This is a genomic window from Sinorhizobium sp., assembly GCF_059070375.1.
Map to the genome: position 1 here is coordinate 441,685 of NZ_JCACWC010000003.1, position 14,950 is coordinate 456,634.

Here is a 14,950-nt window from a genome sequence, read left to right on the forward strand (position 1 = left end):
AAAATGAGACCTTGCGGGCGCCGCGCGGCGTTGTAATGTTCACCGCATGGTTTCAACCCGACTCTCACGAATGGAAGGCCATCGCCGCAAGTTCATGGCGGTGATCGACGACACGCCCGAATGCGGCCGCGCCGTGCATTATGCCGGTATGCGCGCGAAGAACTCCAATGGCGGCCTCGTGCTGCTCTACGTGATCGCCGACGGCGACTTCCAGCAATGGCTGGGCGTCGAGGAGATCATGCGCGCCGAAGCGCGGGATGAGGCCGAGGCGACGCTCGCCAAGATCGCGCAGACGGTGCGCGAACGGATCGGCATCGAGCCGGAAATCGTCATTCGCGAGGGCATCGCCACGGAACAGATTCACGCCGCCATCGAAGAGGACCGTGACATCGCGATCCTGGTGCTGGCGGCCGGATCGGCGAAGGAAGGCCCGGGGCCGCTCGTTTCGTCCATTGCCGGGAAGGCCGCGGCCTTCCCGATTCCGGTCACGGTCATTCCAGACCTTCTGACGGATGAGGAAATCGACGCGTTGACCTGATCTCCACAGCGCTGCGCGTCCCATCACATGAGCAAAGGTCGCTGTAGCGCTTTGAATCACGCTATTACGCCTTGCGGGCTCCACCCGAGGCTCCTATATTTTGGAACAATTCTAAAAAGCCGGTCGAGGAGCGCTCCCGGCAGAACGGAGTGAGACATGTTCATCCAGACCGAAGCCACACCGAATCCCGCCACTTTGAAATTCCTGCCGGGCAAGGTGGTGATGGAGAACGGCACCGCCGAATTCCGGAGCGAAGAAGAGGCCCTTGCAGGATCGCCCCTTGCGGCTCGGCTCTTCTCGATCCCCGGCGTCACTGGCGTCTATTTCGGCTATGACTTCATAACCGTTAGCAAGGAAGCGCAGGAGTGGCAGCACCTGAAGCCCGCGATCCTCGGCTCGATCATGGAGCATTTCATGTCGGGGCAGCCGATCATGTCGGGCGCCGGTCGTGCCGAGCAGACGGATGAGGAGGACGAGTTCTTCGACGAGGGCGACGAGGCGATCGTCGCCACGATCAAGGAACTGCTCGAGACGCGGGTTCGGCCCGCCGTCGCCCAGGACGGCGGCGACATCACCTTCCGCGGCTTCAAGGACGGAACGGTGTTCCTGAACATGAAAGGCGCATGCGCCGGCTGCCCCTCTTCGACCGCGACCTTGAGGCACGGCGTGCAGAACCTGTTGCGCCACTTCGTTCCTGAAGTCGAAGCGGTCGAATCCGTCTGATCCGAAGCGGGTCGAGGCGCGGAAACCTGCATGGCGGGCCCGCGCATCCTTCGCTTCCAGTTCGGCTTCATTTTCCTTATATCGTTTTCCATATTCCTTATGCCGGTGTGGTTTTTGGGATAGAATCACAGGTGTGATTCTGACGTGCCGCAGCGACTTGTAGATGCGGTAATTGCGGTTGCGCACCCTCGCAGCCGCACCGATCGCAGGACGCAGGGAGGAGACCGCGGCTGAAATGCTAGTTCTTGCCATTGATACATCCGGGTCCGGTTGTTTCGCTGCCGTCTACGACGGCGGCTCCGGAGAGCTTCTGGCATGCGCGGGCGCGGAAATCGGACGTGGCCATGCGGAGCGCCTCATGGAATTCGTGGATGAGGCCTTGAGCGTCTCGGGCCGGGAACTCGGCGAGATCGATCGGATTGCCGTGACGATAGGTCCAGGATCGTTCACCGGAATCCGTGTCGGCGTTGCCGCTGCGCGCGGCCTTGCCCTGGCGCTCGGAAAGCCGGCAGTCGGGGTCACGACGCTTCAGGTCGTCGCCGAAAGCGCGCGGCTGAAACAGGCAGGCCAGCCGGTGCTCGTCGTCCTCGACGCCAAACGGGGCGAGCTTTACCTCCAGGCCTTCGATGCTTCGGGACGGCCGCAAGGGGAGGCGGAAATCCTGGCCGCCGAGGAAGCGCGCCGGCGCTTTTCCGGTTTCGCCGGCATCGTCTGCGGCTCCGGTGCCTTTGCCGTCACCGGCGCGGCGGGCGGCAAGCCGGACGAGATCGATATGGCGATCCTCGCCCGGCTGGGCGCGGCGGCCGATCCGGCTTCTGCGCGTCCTAAGCCGCTTTATCTGCGCGGACCGGACGCCAAGCCCCAGGCCGGATTCGCCGTGACCCGTGCCTGACCGGAAGACGCCAAGCGCCATTCGCCCGTATACTCTCCAGAACGTCCAAGAAACGCCCCGATGAGCCTTACCGACTATTTCACCCGCCGCGCCGAATTCGACATTTTTGCGCTTGAAGAGGCCGATCTCGGCGCCGCGGCCGCGCTGCATCGCCAGCGCTTTGCCGCCGCCTGGAGCGACGGCGAAATCCATGGGCTCCTGAGTCAGGAGACAGTGTTCGGATTCGTCGCGCGCCAGACCAATGCCAACGGCATGTTCCGGCCGGCCTTCGGCGGCTTCGTCCTGTCGCGGGCGGTCGCCGGCGAGGCCGAGATACTGACGATTGGGGTCGACCCCCGCTACGCGCGCTCCGGTCTCGGCTGGCGCCTCATGCAGGCGGCGATGCGGGAGGCCGCCGTCAAGGGAGCAGAGGCACTGTTCCTGGAAGTCGACGAGACGAACCAGGCCGCGATCGGTCTCTACGGAAAGCTCGGCTTCCGTAAGGTCGGGGAGCGGAAGGCCTATTACCAGGTGCGGCCCGGCGAGCGCAGCGCGGCGCTTGTCATGCGGCTCGATCTTCGTTAGAGCATCTCGCTGTTTCATGGAAACACTGAAACGCTCTAACCCTTTGGGCCAACGCACTTCCGGACGGAAAATCGTTACACACTTTTCCTGGAAATGCTCTGGAGCGAGATGAGGAAGGCGTGTGCGGTTTTCGCCCGTATCCCGCGTCTCAACCCATTGGAATAGATCACGTTCATGATTTCACGCAAACGGTGAAGCGCAGTTTGGAAGGTGCCTGCGGATGATCAATTGGGTGCGGGTCGCTCTTTGCGGCATGCTGCTCGTCATGGTCTCGCTGGTGCTGATGCCGGTCCAGATCCTTTGTCTCTGGCTCGATCTGAAACCGCGGCGCCGGCTGCCGCGTCACTGGCATCGCGTCGCCTGCCTGCTGCTCGGCCTGCGCGTCCGCGTCCATGGCGAGCTCGACCGCCGGCGTCCCTTGCTCCTCAGCGCCAATCACGTCTCCTGGAAGGATATCCTGGTGCTTTCCTCGGTGGCGGACGTCGTTTTCGTTGCCAAGTCGGACGTCAAGAGCTGGCCGGTATTCGGGCTTCTCGCCCGCCTTCAGGCATCGGTTTTCGTGGAGCGCGAGCAGAAGCGCACCACCGGTCACCAGGTCAATGATATCGGGCGACGGCTCGCCGATGGGGAAATCGTCGTGCTCTTCCCGGAAGGAACGACCTCCGACGGCAACCGGCTGCTCGACATCAAGACCTCGCTGTTCGGCGCGGCCGCTTCGGCGGTCCCGCAGTCGCCGACCGGCGTGGTTCATGTCCAGCCGCTGGCGATTTCCTACACCGGCATCCACGGCATGCCGATGGGTCGCTATCATCGGCCGATCGCCGCATGGCCGGGCGACATCGGTCTGGTGCCGCACCTTCTCGGGGTGCTCAGAGAGGGAGCCCTGGAGGTCGATGTCGATTTCGGCGAGGCGGTGGATTATGACCGGCACGCGAACCGCAAGGAAGTGAGCCGCCTCATCGAGCAGCGGATCCGCAAAATGCTGTCGGATCGGCTGCGAGGGCGTTCCCGATCCGCCGCGAAGGTCGAGCCGGCTGCCGCGCTCTCTGCGGCGCCCGACGTCCCGTCGGACGCGCGAAGGTCGCGGTAGCACTCTCAAATGCCTCAATCCGGGATCACCCTGAAAGGGTGGCCGGTCGCGGCTCGCGCCGTGCCGGCCCGAAAATGCTTCAACTTTGGGGCGCTATGCACTAAAGAACCCGCATGACCCAGGAAACCGCTCTTCTGTCGACGTCGCCCGAGGCGGGCGACCTGAACGTTCCGGCGCGCAAGGTCTTCGTCAAGACCTATGGCTGTCAGATGAACGTCTATGACTCCGACCGCATGTCGGATGCGCTCTCGCGCGACGGCTATGTTGCGACCGATGTCCTGGAAGACGCCGATTTCGTGCTGCTCAACACCTGTCATATCCGCGAAAAGGCTGCCGAGAAGGTCTATTCCGAGCTCGGTCGCCTGCGCGAACTGAAGAAGGCAAAGGCGCGCGAGGGCCGCGAGATGCTGATCGGCGTCGCCGGCTGCGTGGCCCAGGCGGAGGGCGACGAGATTCTCCGCCGCGTCCCGGCGGTCGATCTCGTCATAGGCCCTCAGACCTATCATCGCCTTCCCGAGGCGCTGAAGCGGGCTCGCGCCGGCCAGCGTATCGTGGAAACGGACTATGCCATCGAGGACAAGTTCGTCCATCTGCCGGCGCCCGATAAGGCCAAGACCCGTGCGCGGGGCGTCACGGCTTTCCTGACCGTCCAGGAAGGCTGCGACAAGTTCTGCACTTTCTGCGTGGTACCCTACACGCGCGGCTCGGAAGTCTCGCGCCCGGTGTCACAGATCGTGGCGGAGGCGGAGAAGCTCGTCGAGGGCGGCGTGCGCGAAATCACCCTGCTCGGACAGAATGTCAACGCCTGGCACGGCGAGGGTCCGCATGGGCGCGAATGGAGCCTTGGCGACCTCTTGCGGCGCCTCGGCGAAATCGACGGCCTTGCACGCCTGCGCTATACCACCAGCCATCCGCGCGACATGGACGACAGCCTCATAGAGGCGCACCGGTCGATGGCGAAGCTGATGCCCTATCTGCACCTGCCGGTCCAGTCGGGCTCCGACCGTATCCTGAAGGCGATGAACCGGCGCCATACGGCTGCCGAATACCTGGCGCTCGTCGAGCGCATTCGTGCGGCGCAGCCCGACCTTGCGCTTTCGGGCGATTTCATCGTCGGCTTTCCCGGCGAGACCGATCAGGACTTCGAGGATACCCTCCGACTTGTCGAGGAAGTGAACTATGCACAGGCTTTCTCGTTTAAGTATTCGACGCGTCCCGGCACGCCGGGCGCCGAGCTCAAGGAACAGGTTCCCGAGGACGTGAAGGCCAAGCGTTTGGAAATATTGCAGGCTTTGCTCGTAAAGCAGCAGCGCGGTTTCGCCGAGGCCTGTGTGGGTCGGGAGATCGACCTGCTCCTGGAGAAGCCGGGCCGCATGCCGGGGCAGCTCGTCGGCCGGTCGCCGTGGCTGCAGCCCGTGAATGTTGATGCAAAAGCATCGCAAATCGGTGACATTATCAGAGTGCGAATCACCAAGGCCGGGCCGAACAGCCTGTTTGCCGAGATGATCGGGGAATCGGACGCGAGGAGCTGACCGCTTGAACGGACACGAACTGATTTCTTCCTCATCTCGCCAGTCGAAGACATCCGCGACGGACGCCAATCACTTCGTGCTCACCTTCGAGAACAACCGCTTTGCGAGCGAGCTCTTCGGTCAGTTCGACCAGAATCTGAAATTGCTGGAAGAGCGATTGCGCATCGACGCCCGGCCGCGGGGAAACTCCGTCGCCATCTCCGGTGACGTCGTCGCAACCAATCAGGCGCGCCGTGCCCTCGACTATCTCTACGGAAGGCTGCAGAGTGGCGCTTCGATCGATACATCCGATGTCGAAGGTGCGATCCGCATGGCGGTCGCCGCCGACGATCAGCTGCAGTTGCCGACGATGGAGCGCAAAGCCAAATTGACAATGGCGCAGATTTCGACGCGCAAGAAGACAATCGCTGCGCGCACGCCGATGCAGGATTCCTATATCCGCGCCATGGAGCGGGCCGAGCTCGTCTTCGGCGTCGGTCCTGCGGGCACGGGCAAGACCTATCTCGCCGTCGCCCATGCCGCCCAGCTCCTGGAGCGTGGCGCGGTCGACCGGATCATCCTCTCGCGTCCGGCTGTAGAGGCGGGCGAGCGTCTCGGGTTCCTGCCCGGCGACATGAAGGAGAAGGTCGATCCCTATCTGCGTCCGCTCTATGACGCGCTGTACGACATGATGCCGGGCGACAAGGTCGAGCGGGCAATCACCGCGGGGGTCATCGAGATCGCGCCGCTCGCCTTCATGCGCGGGCGCACGCTTGCCAATGCCGCCGTGATCCTCGACGAGGCGCAGAACACGACGTCGATGCAGATGAAGATGTTCCTGACCCGTCTCGGCGAGAACGGTCGGATGATCGTCACCGGCGATCCGAGTCAGGTCGACCTGCCGCGCGGCGTAAAGTCCGGGCTCGTGGAGGCGCTGCAGATACTCAAGGGCGTGGAGGGAGTCTCGGTGATCCGCTTCAAGGATGCCGACGTCGTCCGTCATCCTCTGGTGGCGCGGATCGTCAGGGCCTATGACAGCCAGACGGCGGTTCACGACGAGAGCGAGCAGAGCGATCGCTGAGGCGGCCGCGTTTATCATGACGGCATTGGACATTCAGATCAGCGTCGAGGCAGGAGACTGGCCGCCCGAAGACGAGCTTCGGTCTTTTTGCGAGCGTGTTCTCGAGGCAGCGGCCGATTTTCTCGCGCGTGAGGAGAAGCAGCCGCTGCCGGCACAGGCGGCGGAGCTGTCGCTGGTCTTCACCGACGATCAGTCGATCAGGGCGATCAACGCGGAGTGGCGAGGCCAGGACAAGGCGACGAATGTTCTGTCCTTTCCCGCCTTTCCGGTGACGCCGGGCAGGTTGCCGGGGCCGATGCTCGGCGACATCGTGGTCGCCCATGAGACGCTCAGGCGGGAGGCGGTGGAGCTCGAAAAGCCCTTCGACGCCCATTTGACGCATCTTCTCGTTCATGGATTCCTGCATCTTTTCGGGTATGATCATATCGAAGACGACGAAGCGGAGAGAATGGAGGGGTTGGAGACTCGCATTTTGGCGCGTCTTGGCCTATCTGATCCCTACGGGGACCAACCCCCGCATTGACAGTTTGGAACGATGAGCGACTTCAAGACACAGCCGGCCGCTGTCGCGACCGAGGAGGCGGAAGCCTCCGGCGACACCGAGGCCGGTAGTAGTACCGCCGCCCGATTCGAGGGCAGCAAATCCACATCATCATTTTGGAGCCGTGCCGCGCGTCTGTTGCGCGGTGTGAGCCCGTCGAGCCTGCGCGAGGATCTCGCCGATGCGCTCATGACGGACGCCGAAGGCAATGCGGCTTTCTCGCCCGAAGAGCGGGCTATGCTCAACAACATCCTCCGCTTCCGCGAGGTTCGGGTCGAGGACGTGATGGTTCCGCGAGCCGACATCGAAGCGGTGGACCAGAATATCACCATCGGCGAGCTCATGGTGCTCTTCGAGGAGTCGGGACGCTCGCGCATGCCGGTTTACAGCGAGGGGCTCGACGACCCTCGCGGCATGGTGCACATCCGTGACCTTCTTGCCTATGTGACCAAGCAGGCGCGCAACCGCCGCCGCAACGGCAAAGCCCATGCGGCGACGACGGCGAATGGCGACAAGCCCGAAAGGGCGCCCCGGCAGATGAAGGCAGGCTTCGATCTTTCTCGCGTCGATCTCGACAAGACGGTGGAGGAGGCGGGGATCGTCCGGCAGCTCCTGTTCGTGCCGCCGTCGATGCTCGCCTCGGATCTCATGCAGCGCATGCAGGCCGCGCGCATCCAGATGGCACTCGTCATCGATGAATACGGCGGAACGGACGGTCTCGTATCACTCGAGGACATCGTCGAAATGGTGGTCGGCGACATCGAGGACGAGCATGACGACGAGGAAGTGATGTTCGCGCGCAGCTCGGACGACGTCTTCGTCGCCGACGCCCGGGTGGAGCTCGAGGAGATCGCCGAGGCCGTCGGACCGGACTTCGACGTGCGCGAGCAACTCGAGGATGTCGATACGCTGGGCGGACTCGTCTTCGCATCGCTCGGCCGGATTCCTGTCCGCGGCGAGGTGGTCCAGGCGATTCCCGGCTTCGAATTCCAGATTCTCGATGCCGATCCGCGTCGCGTCAAACGCGTCAGGATCATGCGCAAGCGTCCGCCGTCACGCCGCCGCCTGCCGAAGGTCGAGAAGGAGCCGTTGCCCGATGCGTTCACCACGGCCGGCCCCACTGGGGCGGGTGCCCAGCCCCCGTCCTCGTTCGAATAGGGCCGGCTCGCCGTCGCCTTGAGAGGGGACAAGCAGCCACTTTTTTGGAAGACTGCCGCCGATTGATTCGGTCGTGCTGCGTGTGTCCTTGAATCCTCGAGGACAGGGTCCCGCGCAAGGTCTCCCCCACGTCCGGCGCCGACGGGAGGTTGAATGGAAAGACTGGCAGGCAGAATCATACTTCTCTCGGGCGTGTCCCGAACATTCGTCGGCTTTCTCGCCGGCCTTCTGGCGGTGCTTGCCCAGCCGCCTTTCGGCATTTTCGCGGCGGCTTTCGTCTCCTTTCCCGTCCTTGTCTGGCTGATCGACGGGGTGGCGCCCGATCCCGGCGACGGCGTGCTGCGGCGGCTGATGCCGCCCGCGGCGATCGGCTGGTCCTTCGGCTTCGGATATTTCCTGGGTGGTCTCTGGTGGCTGGGCAATGCGCTTCTGGTCGAGGCGGACGCGTTCGCCTGGGCGCTGCCGCTCACCGTCGTCGGCCTCCCGGCCGTTCTGGGGCTCTTTTACGCGCTGGCGGTCGTCATTGCCCGCAGCCTCTGGTCGGACGGCTGGGGCCGGATCGCCGCCCTCGCGCTCGGCTTCGGCATCGCCGAATGGCTGCGCGGCTTTCTCTTTACCGGCTTCCCTTGGAATGCCATCGGCTATGCGGCCATGCCGATGCCCTTGATGATGCAGTCCGCCAGCGTCGTCAATCTTTCGACGATCAACATGCTGGCCGTTTTCGTCTTCGCCGCGCCGGCTCTGATCTGGACGGGCAAGGGCGCGCGCGCCGGTCTCGCCATCGCCGCAGCGCTCTTTGTGGCGCATGTCGCTTTCGGCTTTTACCGGCTCGCCCAGCCGGCACCGGTGCCGCTCCAGCCGGAGATGACCGTCCGCGTCGTCCAGCCGGTGATCGACCAGGCCAAGAAGCTCGACGACCGCGAGCGTGCGTCGATTTTCGAGGACCATCTCTCGCTGACGGCCGCTCCGGTCCAGGATGGCGCCAAACGGCCGGACATCGTCGTCTGGCCGGAAACGTCGATCCCTTTCATCCTCACCGACAATCCCGACGCCCTGGCGCGGATCGCCGATGTTCTCCAGGACGGGCAAGTTCTCGTCGCCGGCGCCGTCAGGGTCGAGGATGCCGGTGCCGGACTGCCGCCGCGCTATTACAATTCGGTCTATGTCATCGACGATCGAGGGCAGATCGTCGGTGCGGCGGACAAGGTGCATCTGGTGCCTTTCGGTGAATACCTCCCGTTCGAGGATCTGCTGACCTCCTGGGGCCTGAGCTCCGTCGCGGCCTCGATGCCGGGCGGTTTCTCGGCGGCCAGCACCCGCCCGATGCTGACCTTGCCGGGCGGCCGGCGGATCTATCCGATGATCTGTTACGAGGCGATCTTCGCCGACGAGGTGGACGGCAATGCCCGGCTCGCAGACGCGCTCCTCAACATCACCAACGACGCCTGGTTCGGCGATACCCCCGGCCCGCGCCAGCATTTCCATCAGGCGCAGCTCCGCGCGGTCGAAACCGGAACTCCGATGATTCGTGCCGCGAATACTGGTATTTCAGCAGTTGTTGATGCACGTGGTGTTTTAGTGCTAGTATTGGGCTACAATTACAAGGGGGTTCTAGACACAATTCTGCCGGGAAAACTGCCTACGCTCACAAATATCGCAACGCGCAGCCAAATTTTTTGGCTGACGATGGGAATTCTATTTGTGGTTGCAGTAATATCGCGCTCAGGTTTTAATATTAGGAAGAATTGACGTAAAACCCCTAAAATTGCATAGTGTATTTCGCCATCAACCTTCGCCTGCCGTCGAGCGTGACAGGGTTGCCGCAGCGCATATTTTGCAATGCGGGGTTGCTGGTAACGTAAACAGCGTGTTTAGGAAGGCGAATATGATCGAGAATAAGAAGAAACCGAACCCGATCGACATTCATGTCGGTAGCAGGATTCGCCTTCGTCGGACGATGCTTGGCATGAGCCAGGAGAAGCTCGGCGAGAGTCTGGGGATTACCTTCCAGCAGATCCAGAAGTACGAAAAAGGCACGAACCGCGTCGGTGCGAGCCGGCTGCAGAACATTTCGCAGATACTCAACGTGCCGGTGTCGTTCTTCTTCGAGGATGCTCCGGGCGATGGCGGCGGCACCGGGCCGGGGATGGCCGAGGCGTCGAGCTCCAACTACGTCGTCGATTTCCTGTCCTCCTCGGAAGGGCTGCAGCTCAACCGCGCCTTCGTGAAAATTTCCGACCCGAAGGTCCGGCGCAAGCTGGTAGACCTCGTTAAAGCACTGGCCGCCGAGGCGGAGAGCGAATAGGCGGCAAGTCGCCCGGCACGAAAGAAGCGGCATCAAGCCGCTTTTTTCGTATGGAGACTGCTGTCCGGGCTCCAACCCTGCCGATAGGGACGGCAGCGCTTCGATGCTGCGCATCCGACAAGGCGCGCTGGCGGCGGCTCACTCCCGCGAGCGAAAATTTTCCCTCAAGTCCGCATTTTCGGGAAAGCGGAACGTCGCAGCGATGCCGATATAAAGATATATTTATGTCGTTGTGTGCTTGTTTTTCACCGGCAAAACCACTAAACGTTTGGACCGCTTCTTTCATTGAGGGGACTTCCCGCATGCGCGCAAACTACCTGTTCACAAGTGAATCCGTAGCCGAAGGTCATCCGGACAAAGTGTGTGACCGTATCTCCGACGAAATCGTGGATCTGGTCTACCGCGAAGCCGCAAAGACCGGCGTCGATCCGTGGACTGTGCGCATCGCCTGTGAGACGCTGGCGACGACCAATCGTGTGGTCATCGCCGGAGAGGTCAGGCTGCCGCCGAGCCTTCTCAAGAAAGACAAGAACGGCGTCGACGTCATCAATCCCTCGAAGTTCAAGTCGGCGGCCCGCAAGGCGATCCGCGACATCGGCTATGAGCAGGACGGCTTCCATTGGAAGACTGCGAAAATCGACGTTCTTCTGCACTTCCAGTCCGCACACATCGCGCAGGGCGTGGATAATGCCGCCGACAAGCAGGGCGAAGAAGGCGCGGGCGATCAGGGCATCATGTTCGGCTATGCCTGCCGCGAGACCGCCGAGCTCATGCCGGCGCCGATCTACTATTCGCACCGCATCCTCAATCTGCTCGCCGCGGCCCGCAAGAAGGGCGAAGGCGAAGTCGCCAAGCTTGGTCCGGACGCCAAGAGCCAGGTGACGGTGCGGTACGTCGACGGCAAGCCGGCCGAGGCCACCTCGATCGTTCTTTCCACCCAGCATCTCGACGAGAGCTGGGATTCCACCAAGGTCCGCTCCGTGGTCGAACCCTATATCCGTGAGGCGCTCGGGGACCTGAAGATCGCCGACGACTGCACCTGGTACATCAATCCTACCGGCAAGTTCGTCATCGGTGGACCGGACGGCGACGCGGGCCTTACCGGCCGCAAGATCATCGTCGACACCTATGGCGGCGCAGCTCCGCATGGCGGCGGTGCCTTCTCCGGCAAGGACACGACCAAGGTCGACCGCTCGGCCGCCTATGCGGCCCGCTACCTTGCCAAGAACGTCGTAGCGGCGGGTCTCGCCGAGCGCTGCACCATCCAGCTTTCCTACGCGATCGGCGTAGCCCAGCCGCTGTCGATCTATGTCGACCTGCACGGCACCGGAAAGGTCTCGGAAGATCAGGTGGAGAGCGCCATCCGCAAGACGATGGACCTGTCGCCGACGGGCATCCGCCGCCATCTCGACCTCAACCGGCCGATCTATGCCAAGACCTCCGCCTACGGCCATTTCGGCCGCAAGGCCGGCCGCGACGGTTCCTTCTCCTGGGAGAAGCTCGACCTGGTCAAGCCGCTGAAAGAGGCGATCGAGAGCGACTCCTCGTCCGTCAACGGAAGAGCGGCGAGCCGCGCGGCGTAAGCCCTGCCGGCGAGGCAGCTTCGGAAGAAGCCGCGTATTGAAGATATCGCAGCCGCCTGTTATCAGCCGTGGCAACAGTCAGGCGGGCGCTCCGGAGAGGAGCGTCCGCCTCCTTCATTGTGATTTCGGGCTTGGCTCGATCGGAAATCATGGATGCGGAGCTGGATGAGGAAAACGATGTGCGTCCTCTACCCGCAGCCTGCTTCATCTATGGGAAGAACGACATGACCGAAACGCGCGGTGCCAGAGCAACGGAGGCTTTCTTCGGCCGCCGCAAGGGCAAGCCCTTGCGGGAGCGCCAAGCGGCCCATCTCGAACACCTACTGCCCCTTTTGAAGCTCGATCTCGAGAAGCCGGCTCCGGCCGATCTGACGGCGCTTTTTCCCGAGCCCGTCGAAAGAATCCGCCTGGAGATCGGCTTCGGCGGCGGAGAGCACCTGATCCACCGTGCTGCGGAAGACCCCGCGACCGGCTTCATCGGGGTGGAGCCCTTCGTCAATTCGATGGCGAAGCTGCTCGGGCAGATCGAGGCGAAGGCGATCAGGAACGTCCGCCTCTACGATGACGACGCGACGCAGGTGCTGGATTGGCTGCCGGCGGCATCCGTCGACCAGATCGACCTGCTTTATCCCGATCCATGGCCGAAGCGGAAGCACTGGAAGCGGCGTTTCGTCTCCGCGGTCAATCTCGACCGCTTCGCACGCATCCTGAAGCCGGGCGGCGTCTTCTGCTTTGCCTCGGACATCGACAGCTATATCAACTGGACGCTCATCCATTGCCGCGACCACGCGGCTTTCGAATGGACGGCGGAGACAGCGGCCGACTGGCTGACGCCTTTCGCCGGATGGCCGAGCACGCGCTACGAAGCCAAGGCCCGCCGGGAAGGGCGCAGTTCGGCCTATCTGACCTTTCGGCGTAGGTGAACCGGGCGTCTGGAGTTTGGCCCCTCATCCGGCCTGCCGGCCACCTTCTCCCGCGCGCGGGGCGAAGGGGGTTCGCGGCCGCTGCTTAAGTCCCCTCTCCGTCTGCGAGGAGAGGGGCAATTCTTACCCGCTCAATGCAAAGTGACGGTGCGAAGGTCGTCTTCCGCCGCCTTGAAGAAGGTGCTGGAGCGGTTGTCCGTCAGCAGGATAGGCGTTCCATCGGCGCCGAACAGGGCCCACAGATCGATTCCAGGCCCCATCTCGGGCGCTTCCGGAAAGCAACGGGAGACCTCCTCAGAACGCATCTTGCGGATATAGCCGACCTCGCCTGCGCCAAGATGCGCAAGGTCGTTCTTCGACAGCGATGTGTTGATGGCTTTCAGTCCCATGGTCATGCTCCGTGGTCGCCGGCGCAGGAAAAAATCTCGCCGGTTATCCTATTCTGGGACCGAAATATTAATTTTCTTTACCATACGGGCGGGCTCGGGGCGCACCAGGTCCACCGCAAGGAGGCCGTTGCGCAATTCCGCGCCGAGAACCTGCATTCCATCGGCCAGCACGAAGGTCCGCTGGAACTGCCGGGCGGCGATGCCCCGATGCAGATATTCCCTTTCACCGGTCTCGATCTGACGGCCGCGGATCACGAGCTGGTTTTCCTCGGTCGTCACGTCGAGGTCTTCCTCCGAGAAGCCCGCGACCGCGAGCGTTATGCGCAGGCGTTCCGGCGCGTCGGCGGCAGAATCGCCGCGAATTCGCTCTATATTGTAGGGGGGATAGCCGTCATTGCCCTTCGCGATGCGCTCAAGGGTCTTTTCCATGCTGTCGAAACCCACCAGAAGCGGGCTCGTAAAAGGCGTTATTCTGCTCATTCTCCAAGCCCTTGCAGCTCAAGCGACCATGTGTCGGACCTGCCAAGCAGCATCCTGCCTGCAATATGGTGGCTGTGTGCAGTGAGTGCAAGCGGCTTGCCTCCGCAGGCCGCGCAAATCATAGTCTCTGACTTGAGAGTGACGGTCCTGCAGGGAGATGAAAAGTGTCAAGCGCAAGAAAAATCATCATCGACACGGATCCGGGCCAGGACGACGCGGCGGCAATCATGCTGGCCCTCGGCAGCCCAGAGGAAATCGAGGTCCTCGGCATCACCGCGGTTGCCGGCAATGTCCCGCTGACACTGACGGCCCGCAACGCCCGCATCGTCTGCGAGCTCTGCAACAGGACCGACGTGAAGATCTTCGCAGGTGCCGAGCGGCCGGTCGCCCGCCCGCTCGTCACGGCCGAGCACGTGCACGGGAAGACGGGGCTCGATGGCCCTGCGCTCGACGAGCCGACGATGCCGCTTCAAGAGCAGCACGCCGTCGACTTCATCGTCGAAACGCTGCGTGCGGAGGCGCCGGGCGCCGTGACGCTTTGTACGCTCGGACCGCTGACGAATATCGCGCTGGCCTTGACGAAGGCCCCGGAAATCGCGCCTTCGATACGCGAGCTCGTGATGATGGGCGGCGGCTTCTTCGAGGGCGGCAACATAACGCCTGCGGCGGAATTCAACATCTATGTCGATCCGGAGGCAGCCGAGATCGTCTTCCGCTCCGGCATCCCGATCGTGATGATGCCCCTCGATGTCACCCATCGCGTTCTGACACGGAAGGTTCGCGTGGAGAAAATCCGCGCGATCGGCAACCCGGCGGCAACGGCCCTTGCCGAGATGCTGGAATTTTTCGAGCGTTTCGACATCGAGAAATACGGCACCGACGGCGGGCCGCTGCACGATCCGACCGTGATCGCCTATATCCTGCGGCCGGAGCTCTTCACAGGGCGGGACTGCAACGTCGAGATCGAAACGGCGTCTCCGCTCACCACGGGCATGACCGTGGTCGACTGGTGGCAGGTCACCGGCCGCGCGCACAACGCCAAGGTCATGCGGCACATCGACGACGAGGGCTTCTTCGAGCTCTTGATCGAGCGGTTGGCCCGTCTCTGAGAGCCATGTACGCCTTGCCCGGAAAAGACGACGGCGCCCGATGAGGATCGGACGCCGTCTTGC

16 protein-coding genes are annotated in these 14,950 nt (G+C 63.0%); 14 read left to right on the top strand and 2 right to left on the bottom strand.

Features of this window, described 5'->3' with window-relative positions; all coding sequences use genetic code 11:
- Window positions 1–46 precede the first annotated feature (46 nt).
- The 13 genes from AC5J09_RS14160 (at window position 47) to trmB (ending at window position 12,909) form a co-directional block, all read left to right on the top strand.
- Window positions 47–538 carry a universal stress protein gene (locus tag AC5J09_RS14160; RefSeq protein ID WP_003527692.1) on the top strand — a complete coding sequence of 164 codons (492 nt, stop codon included), beginning with the start codon at window positions 47–49 and terminating at the stop codon, window positions 536–538.
- 156 nt (window positions 539–694) lie between these two features.
- On the top strand, window positions 695–1,261 hold the full coding sequence (locus tag AC5J09_RS14165; RefSeq protein ID WP_100669759.1) for a NifU family protein: 567 nt from the start codon (window positions 695–697) through the stop codon (window positions 1,259–1,261).
- Window positions 1,262–1,496: 235 nt separating this feature from the next.
- Window positions 1,497–2,153: a tRNA (adenosine(37)-N6)-threonylcarbamoyltransferase complex dimerization subunit type 1 TsaB gene (tsaB, locus tag AC5J09_RS14170; protein ID WP_494297856.1), complete on the top strand. Its 657-nt coding sequence runs from the start codon at window positions 1,497–1,499 to the stop codon at window positions 2,151–2,153.
- A 60-nt stretch (window positions 2,154–2,213) separates the two neighbouring features.
- The gene (locus tag AC5J09_RS14175) at window positions 2,214–2,717 is read left to right on the top strand and encodes a GNAT family N-acetyltransferase (RefSeq protein ID WP_275596890.1); all 504 of its coding nucleotides are present in this window, start codon (window positions 2,214–2,216) and stop codon (window positions 2,715–2,717) included.
- A 220-nt stretch (window positions 2,718–2,937) separates the two neighbouring features.
- Window positions 2,938–3,807, top strand: a complete 870-nt coding sequence (gene olsA, locus AC5J09_RS14180) for a lyso-ornithine lipid O-acyltransferase (protein WP_494297857.1) — start codon at window positions 2,938–2,940, stop codon at window positions 3,805–3,807.
- A gap of 113 nt (window positions 3,808–3,920) precedes the next feature.
- The gene (gene miaB / locus AC5J09_RS14185; RefSeq protein ID WP_018094010.1) at window positions 3,921–5,339 is read left to right on the top strand and encodes a tRNA (N6-isopentenyl adenosine(37)-C2)-methylthiotransferase MiaB; all 1,419 of its coding nucleotides are present in this window, start codon (window positions 3,921–3,923) and stop codon (window positions 5,337–5,339) included.
- Window positions 5,340–5,343: 4 nt separating this feature from the next.
- Window positions 5,344–6,399, top strand: coding sequence for a PhoH family protein (locus tag AC5J09_RS14190; protein ID WP_100669754.1), 1,056 nt, complete (start codon window positions 5,344–5,346; stop codon window positions 6,397–6,399).
- A gap of 16 nt (window positions 6,400–6,415) precedes the next feature.
- Complete coding sequence (ybeY, locus tag AC5J09_RS14195; RefSeq protein ID WP_494297858.1) at window positions 6,416–6,922, top strand: rRNA maturation RNase YbeY; 507 nt, start codon at window positions 6,416–6,418, stop codon at window positions 6,920–6,922.
- Between the two features lie 12 nt (window positions 6,923–6,934).
- Window positions 6,935–8,098: a hemolysin family protein gene (locus tag AC5J09_RS14200; protein WP_275596888.1), complete on the top strand. Its 1,164-nt coding sequence runs from the start codon at window positions 6,935–6,937 to the stop codon at window positions 8,096–8,098.
- A 153-nt stretch (window positions 8,099–8,251) separates the two neighbouring features.
- The gene (gene lnt / locus AC5J09_RS14205) at window positions 8,252–9,847 is read left to right on the top strand and encodes an apolipoprotein N-acyltransferase (protein ID WP_494297859.1); all 1,596 of its coding nucleotides are present in this window, start codon (window positions 8,252–8,254) and stop codon (window positions 9,845–9,847) included.
- Between the two features lie 136 nt (window positions 9,848–9,983).
- Window positions 9,984–10,403, top strand: coding sequence for a helix-turn-helix domain-containing protein (locus tag AC5J09_RS14210; protein WP_003527670.1), 420 nt, complete (start codon window positions 9,984–9,986; stop codon window positions 10,401–10,403).
- A 302-nt stretch (window positions 10,404–10,705) separates the two neighbouring features.
- Window positions 10,706–11,986, top strand: a complete 1,281-nt coding sequence (gene metK, locus AC5J09_RS14215) for a methionine adenosyltransferase (protein ID WP_100669750.1) — start codon at window positions 10,706–10,708, stop codon at window positions 11,984–11,986.
- A 224-nt stretch (window positions 11,987–12,210) separates the two neighbouring features.
- Entirely contained in the window at window positions 12,211–12,909 is a 699-nt protein-coding gene (gene trmB / locus AC5J09_RS14220) for a tRNA (guanine(46)-N(7))-methyltransferase TrmB (protein ID WP_275596886.1), read from the top strand.
- A gap of 131 nt (window positions 12,910–13,040) precedes the next feature.
- On the opposite strand, the gene AC5J09_RS14225 is transcribed toward trmB, so the two are convergent.
- Entirely contained in the window at window positions 13,041–13,298 is a 258-nt protein-coding gene (locus tag AC5J09_RS14225; RefSeq protein ID WP_018094016.1) for a BQ00720 family protein, read from the bottom strand.
- Between the two features lie 48 nt (window positions 13,299–13,346).
- The gene (locus tag AC5J09_RS14230) at window positions 13,347–13,778 is read right to left on the bottom strand and encodes an Hsp20 family protein (RefSeq protein ID WP_018094017.1); all 432 of its coding nucleotides are present in this window, start codon (window positions 13,776–13,778) and stop codon (window positions 13,347–13,349) included.
- Window positions 13,779–13,942: 164 nt separating this feature from the next.
- Between AC5J09_RS14230 and AC5J09_RS14235 the strand changes: the two genes are divergently transcribed.
- Window positions 13,943–14,887: a nucleoside hydrolase gene (locus AC5J09_RS14235; protein WP_494297860.1), complete on the top strand. Its 945-nt coding sequence runs from the start codon at window positions 13,943–13,945 to the stop codon at window positions 14,885–14,887.
- Window positions 14,888–14,950 lie beyond the last annotated feature (63 nt).

Excerpts from the sequence above, each read along its gene's own strand:
- tsaB (WP_494297856.1), top strand. The coding sequence starts at position 1,497 with ATGCTAGTTCTTGCCATTGATACATCCGGGTCCGGTTGTTTCGCTGCC.
- trmB (WP_275596886.1), top strand. The coding sequence starts at position 12,211 with ATGACCGAAACGCGCGGTGCCAGAGCAACGGAGGCTTTCTTCGGCCGC.
- AC5J09_RS14200 (WP_275596888.1), top strand. The coding sequence starts at position 6,935 with ATGAGCGACTTCAAGACACAGCCGGCCGCTGTCGCGACCGAGGAGGCG.
- AC5J09_RS14175 (WP_275596890.1), top strand. The coding sequence starts at position 2,214 with ATGAGCCTTACCGACTATTTCACCCGCCGCGCCGAATTCGACATTTTT.
- lnt (WP_494297859.1), top strand. The coding sequence starts at position 8,252 with ATGGAAAGACTGGCAGGCAGAATCATACTTCTCTCGGGCGTGTCCCGA.
- AC5J09_RS14165 (WP_100669759.1), top strand. The coding sequence starts at position 695 with ATGTTCATCCAGACCGAAGCCACACCGAATCCCGCCACTTTGAAATTC.
- ybeY (WP_494297858.1), top strand. The coding sequence starts at position 6,416 with ATGACGGCATTGGACATTCAGATCAGCGTCGAGGCAGGAGACTGGCCG.
- AC5J09_RS14160 (WP_003527692.1), top strand. The coding sequence starts at position 47 with ATGGTTTCAACCCGACTCTCACGAATGGAAGGCCATCGCCGCAAGTTC.
- AC5J09_RS14210 (WP_003527670.1), top strand. The coding sequence starts at position 9,984 with ATGATCGAGAATAAGAAGAAACCGAACCCGATCGACATTCATGTCGGT.
- metK (WP_100669750.1), top strand. The coding sequence starts at position 10,706 with ATGCGCGCAAACTACCTGTTCACAAGTGAATCCGTAGCCGAAGGTCAT.
- miaB (WP_018094010.1), top strand. The coding sequence starts at position 3,921 with ATGACCCAGGAAACCGCTCTTCTGTCGACGTCGCCCGAGGCGGGCGAC.
- AC5J09_RS14230 (WP_018094017.1), bottom strand. The coding sequence starts at position 13,778 with ATGAGCAGAATAACGCCTTTTACGAGCCCGCTTCTGGTGGGTTTCGAC.
- AC5J09_RS14225 (WP_018094016.1), bottom strand. The coding sequence starts at position 13,298 with ATGGGACTGAAAGCCATCAACACATCGCTGTCGAAGAACGACCTTGCG.
- olsA (WP_494297857.1), top strand. The coding sequence starts at position 2,938 with ATGATCAATTGGGTGCGGGTCGCTCTTTGCGGCATGCTGCTCGTCATG.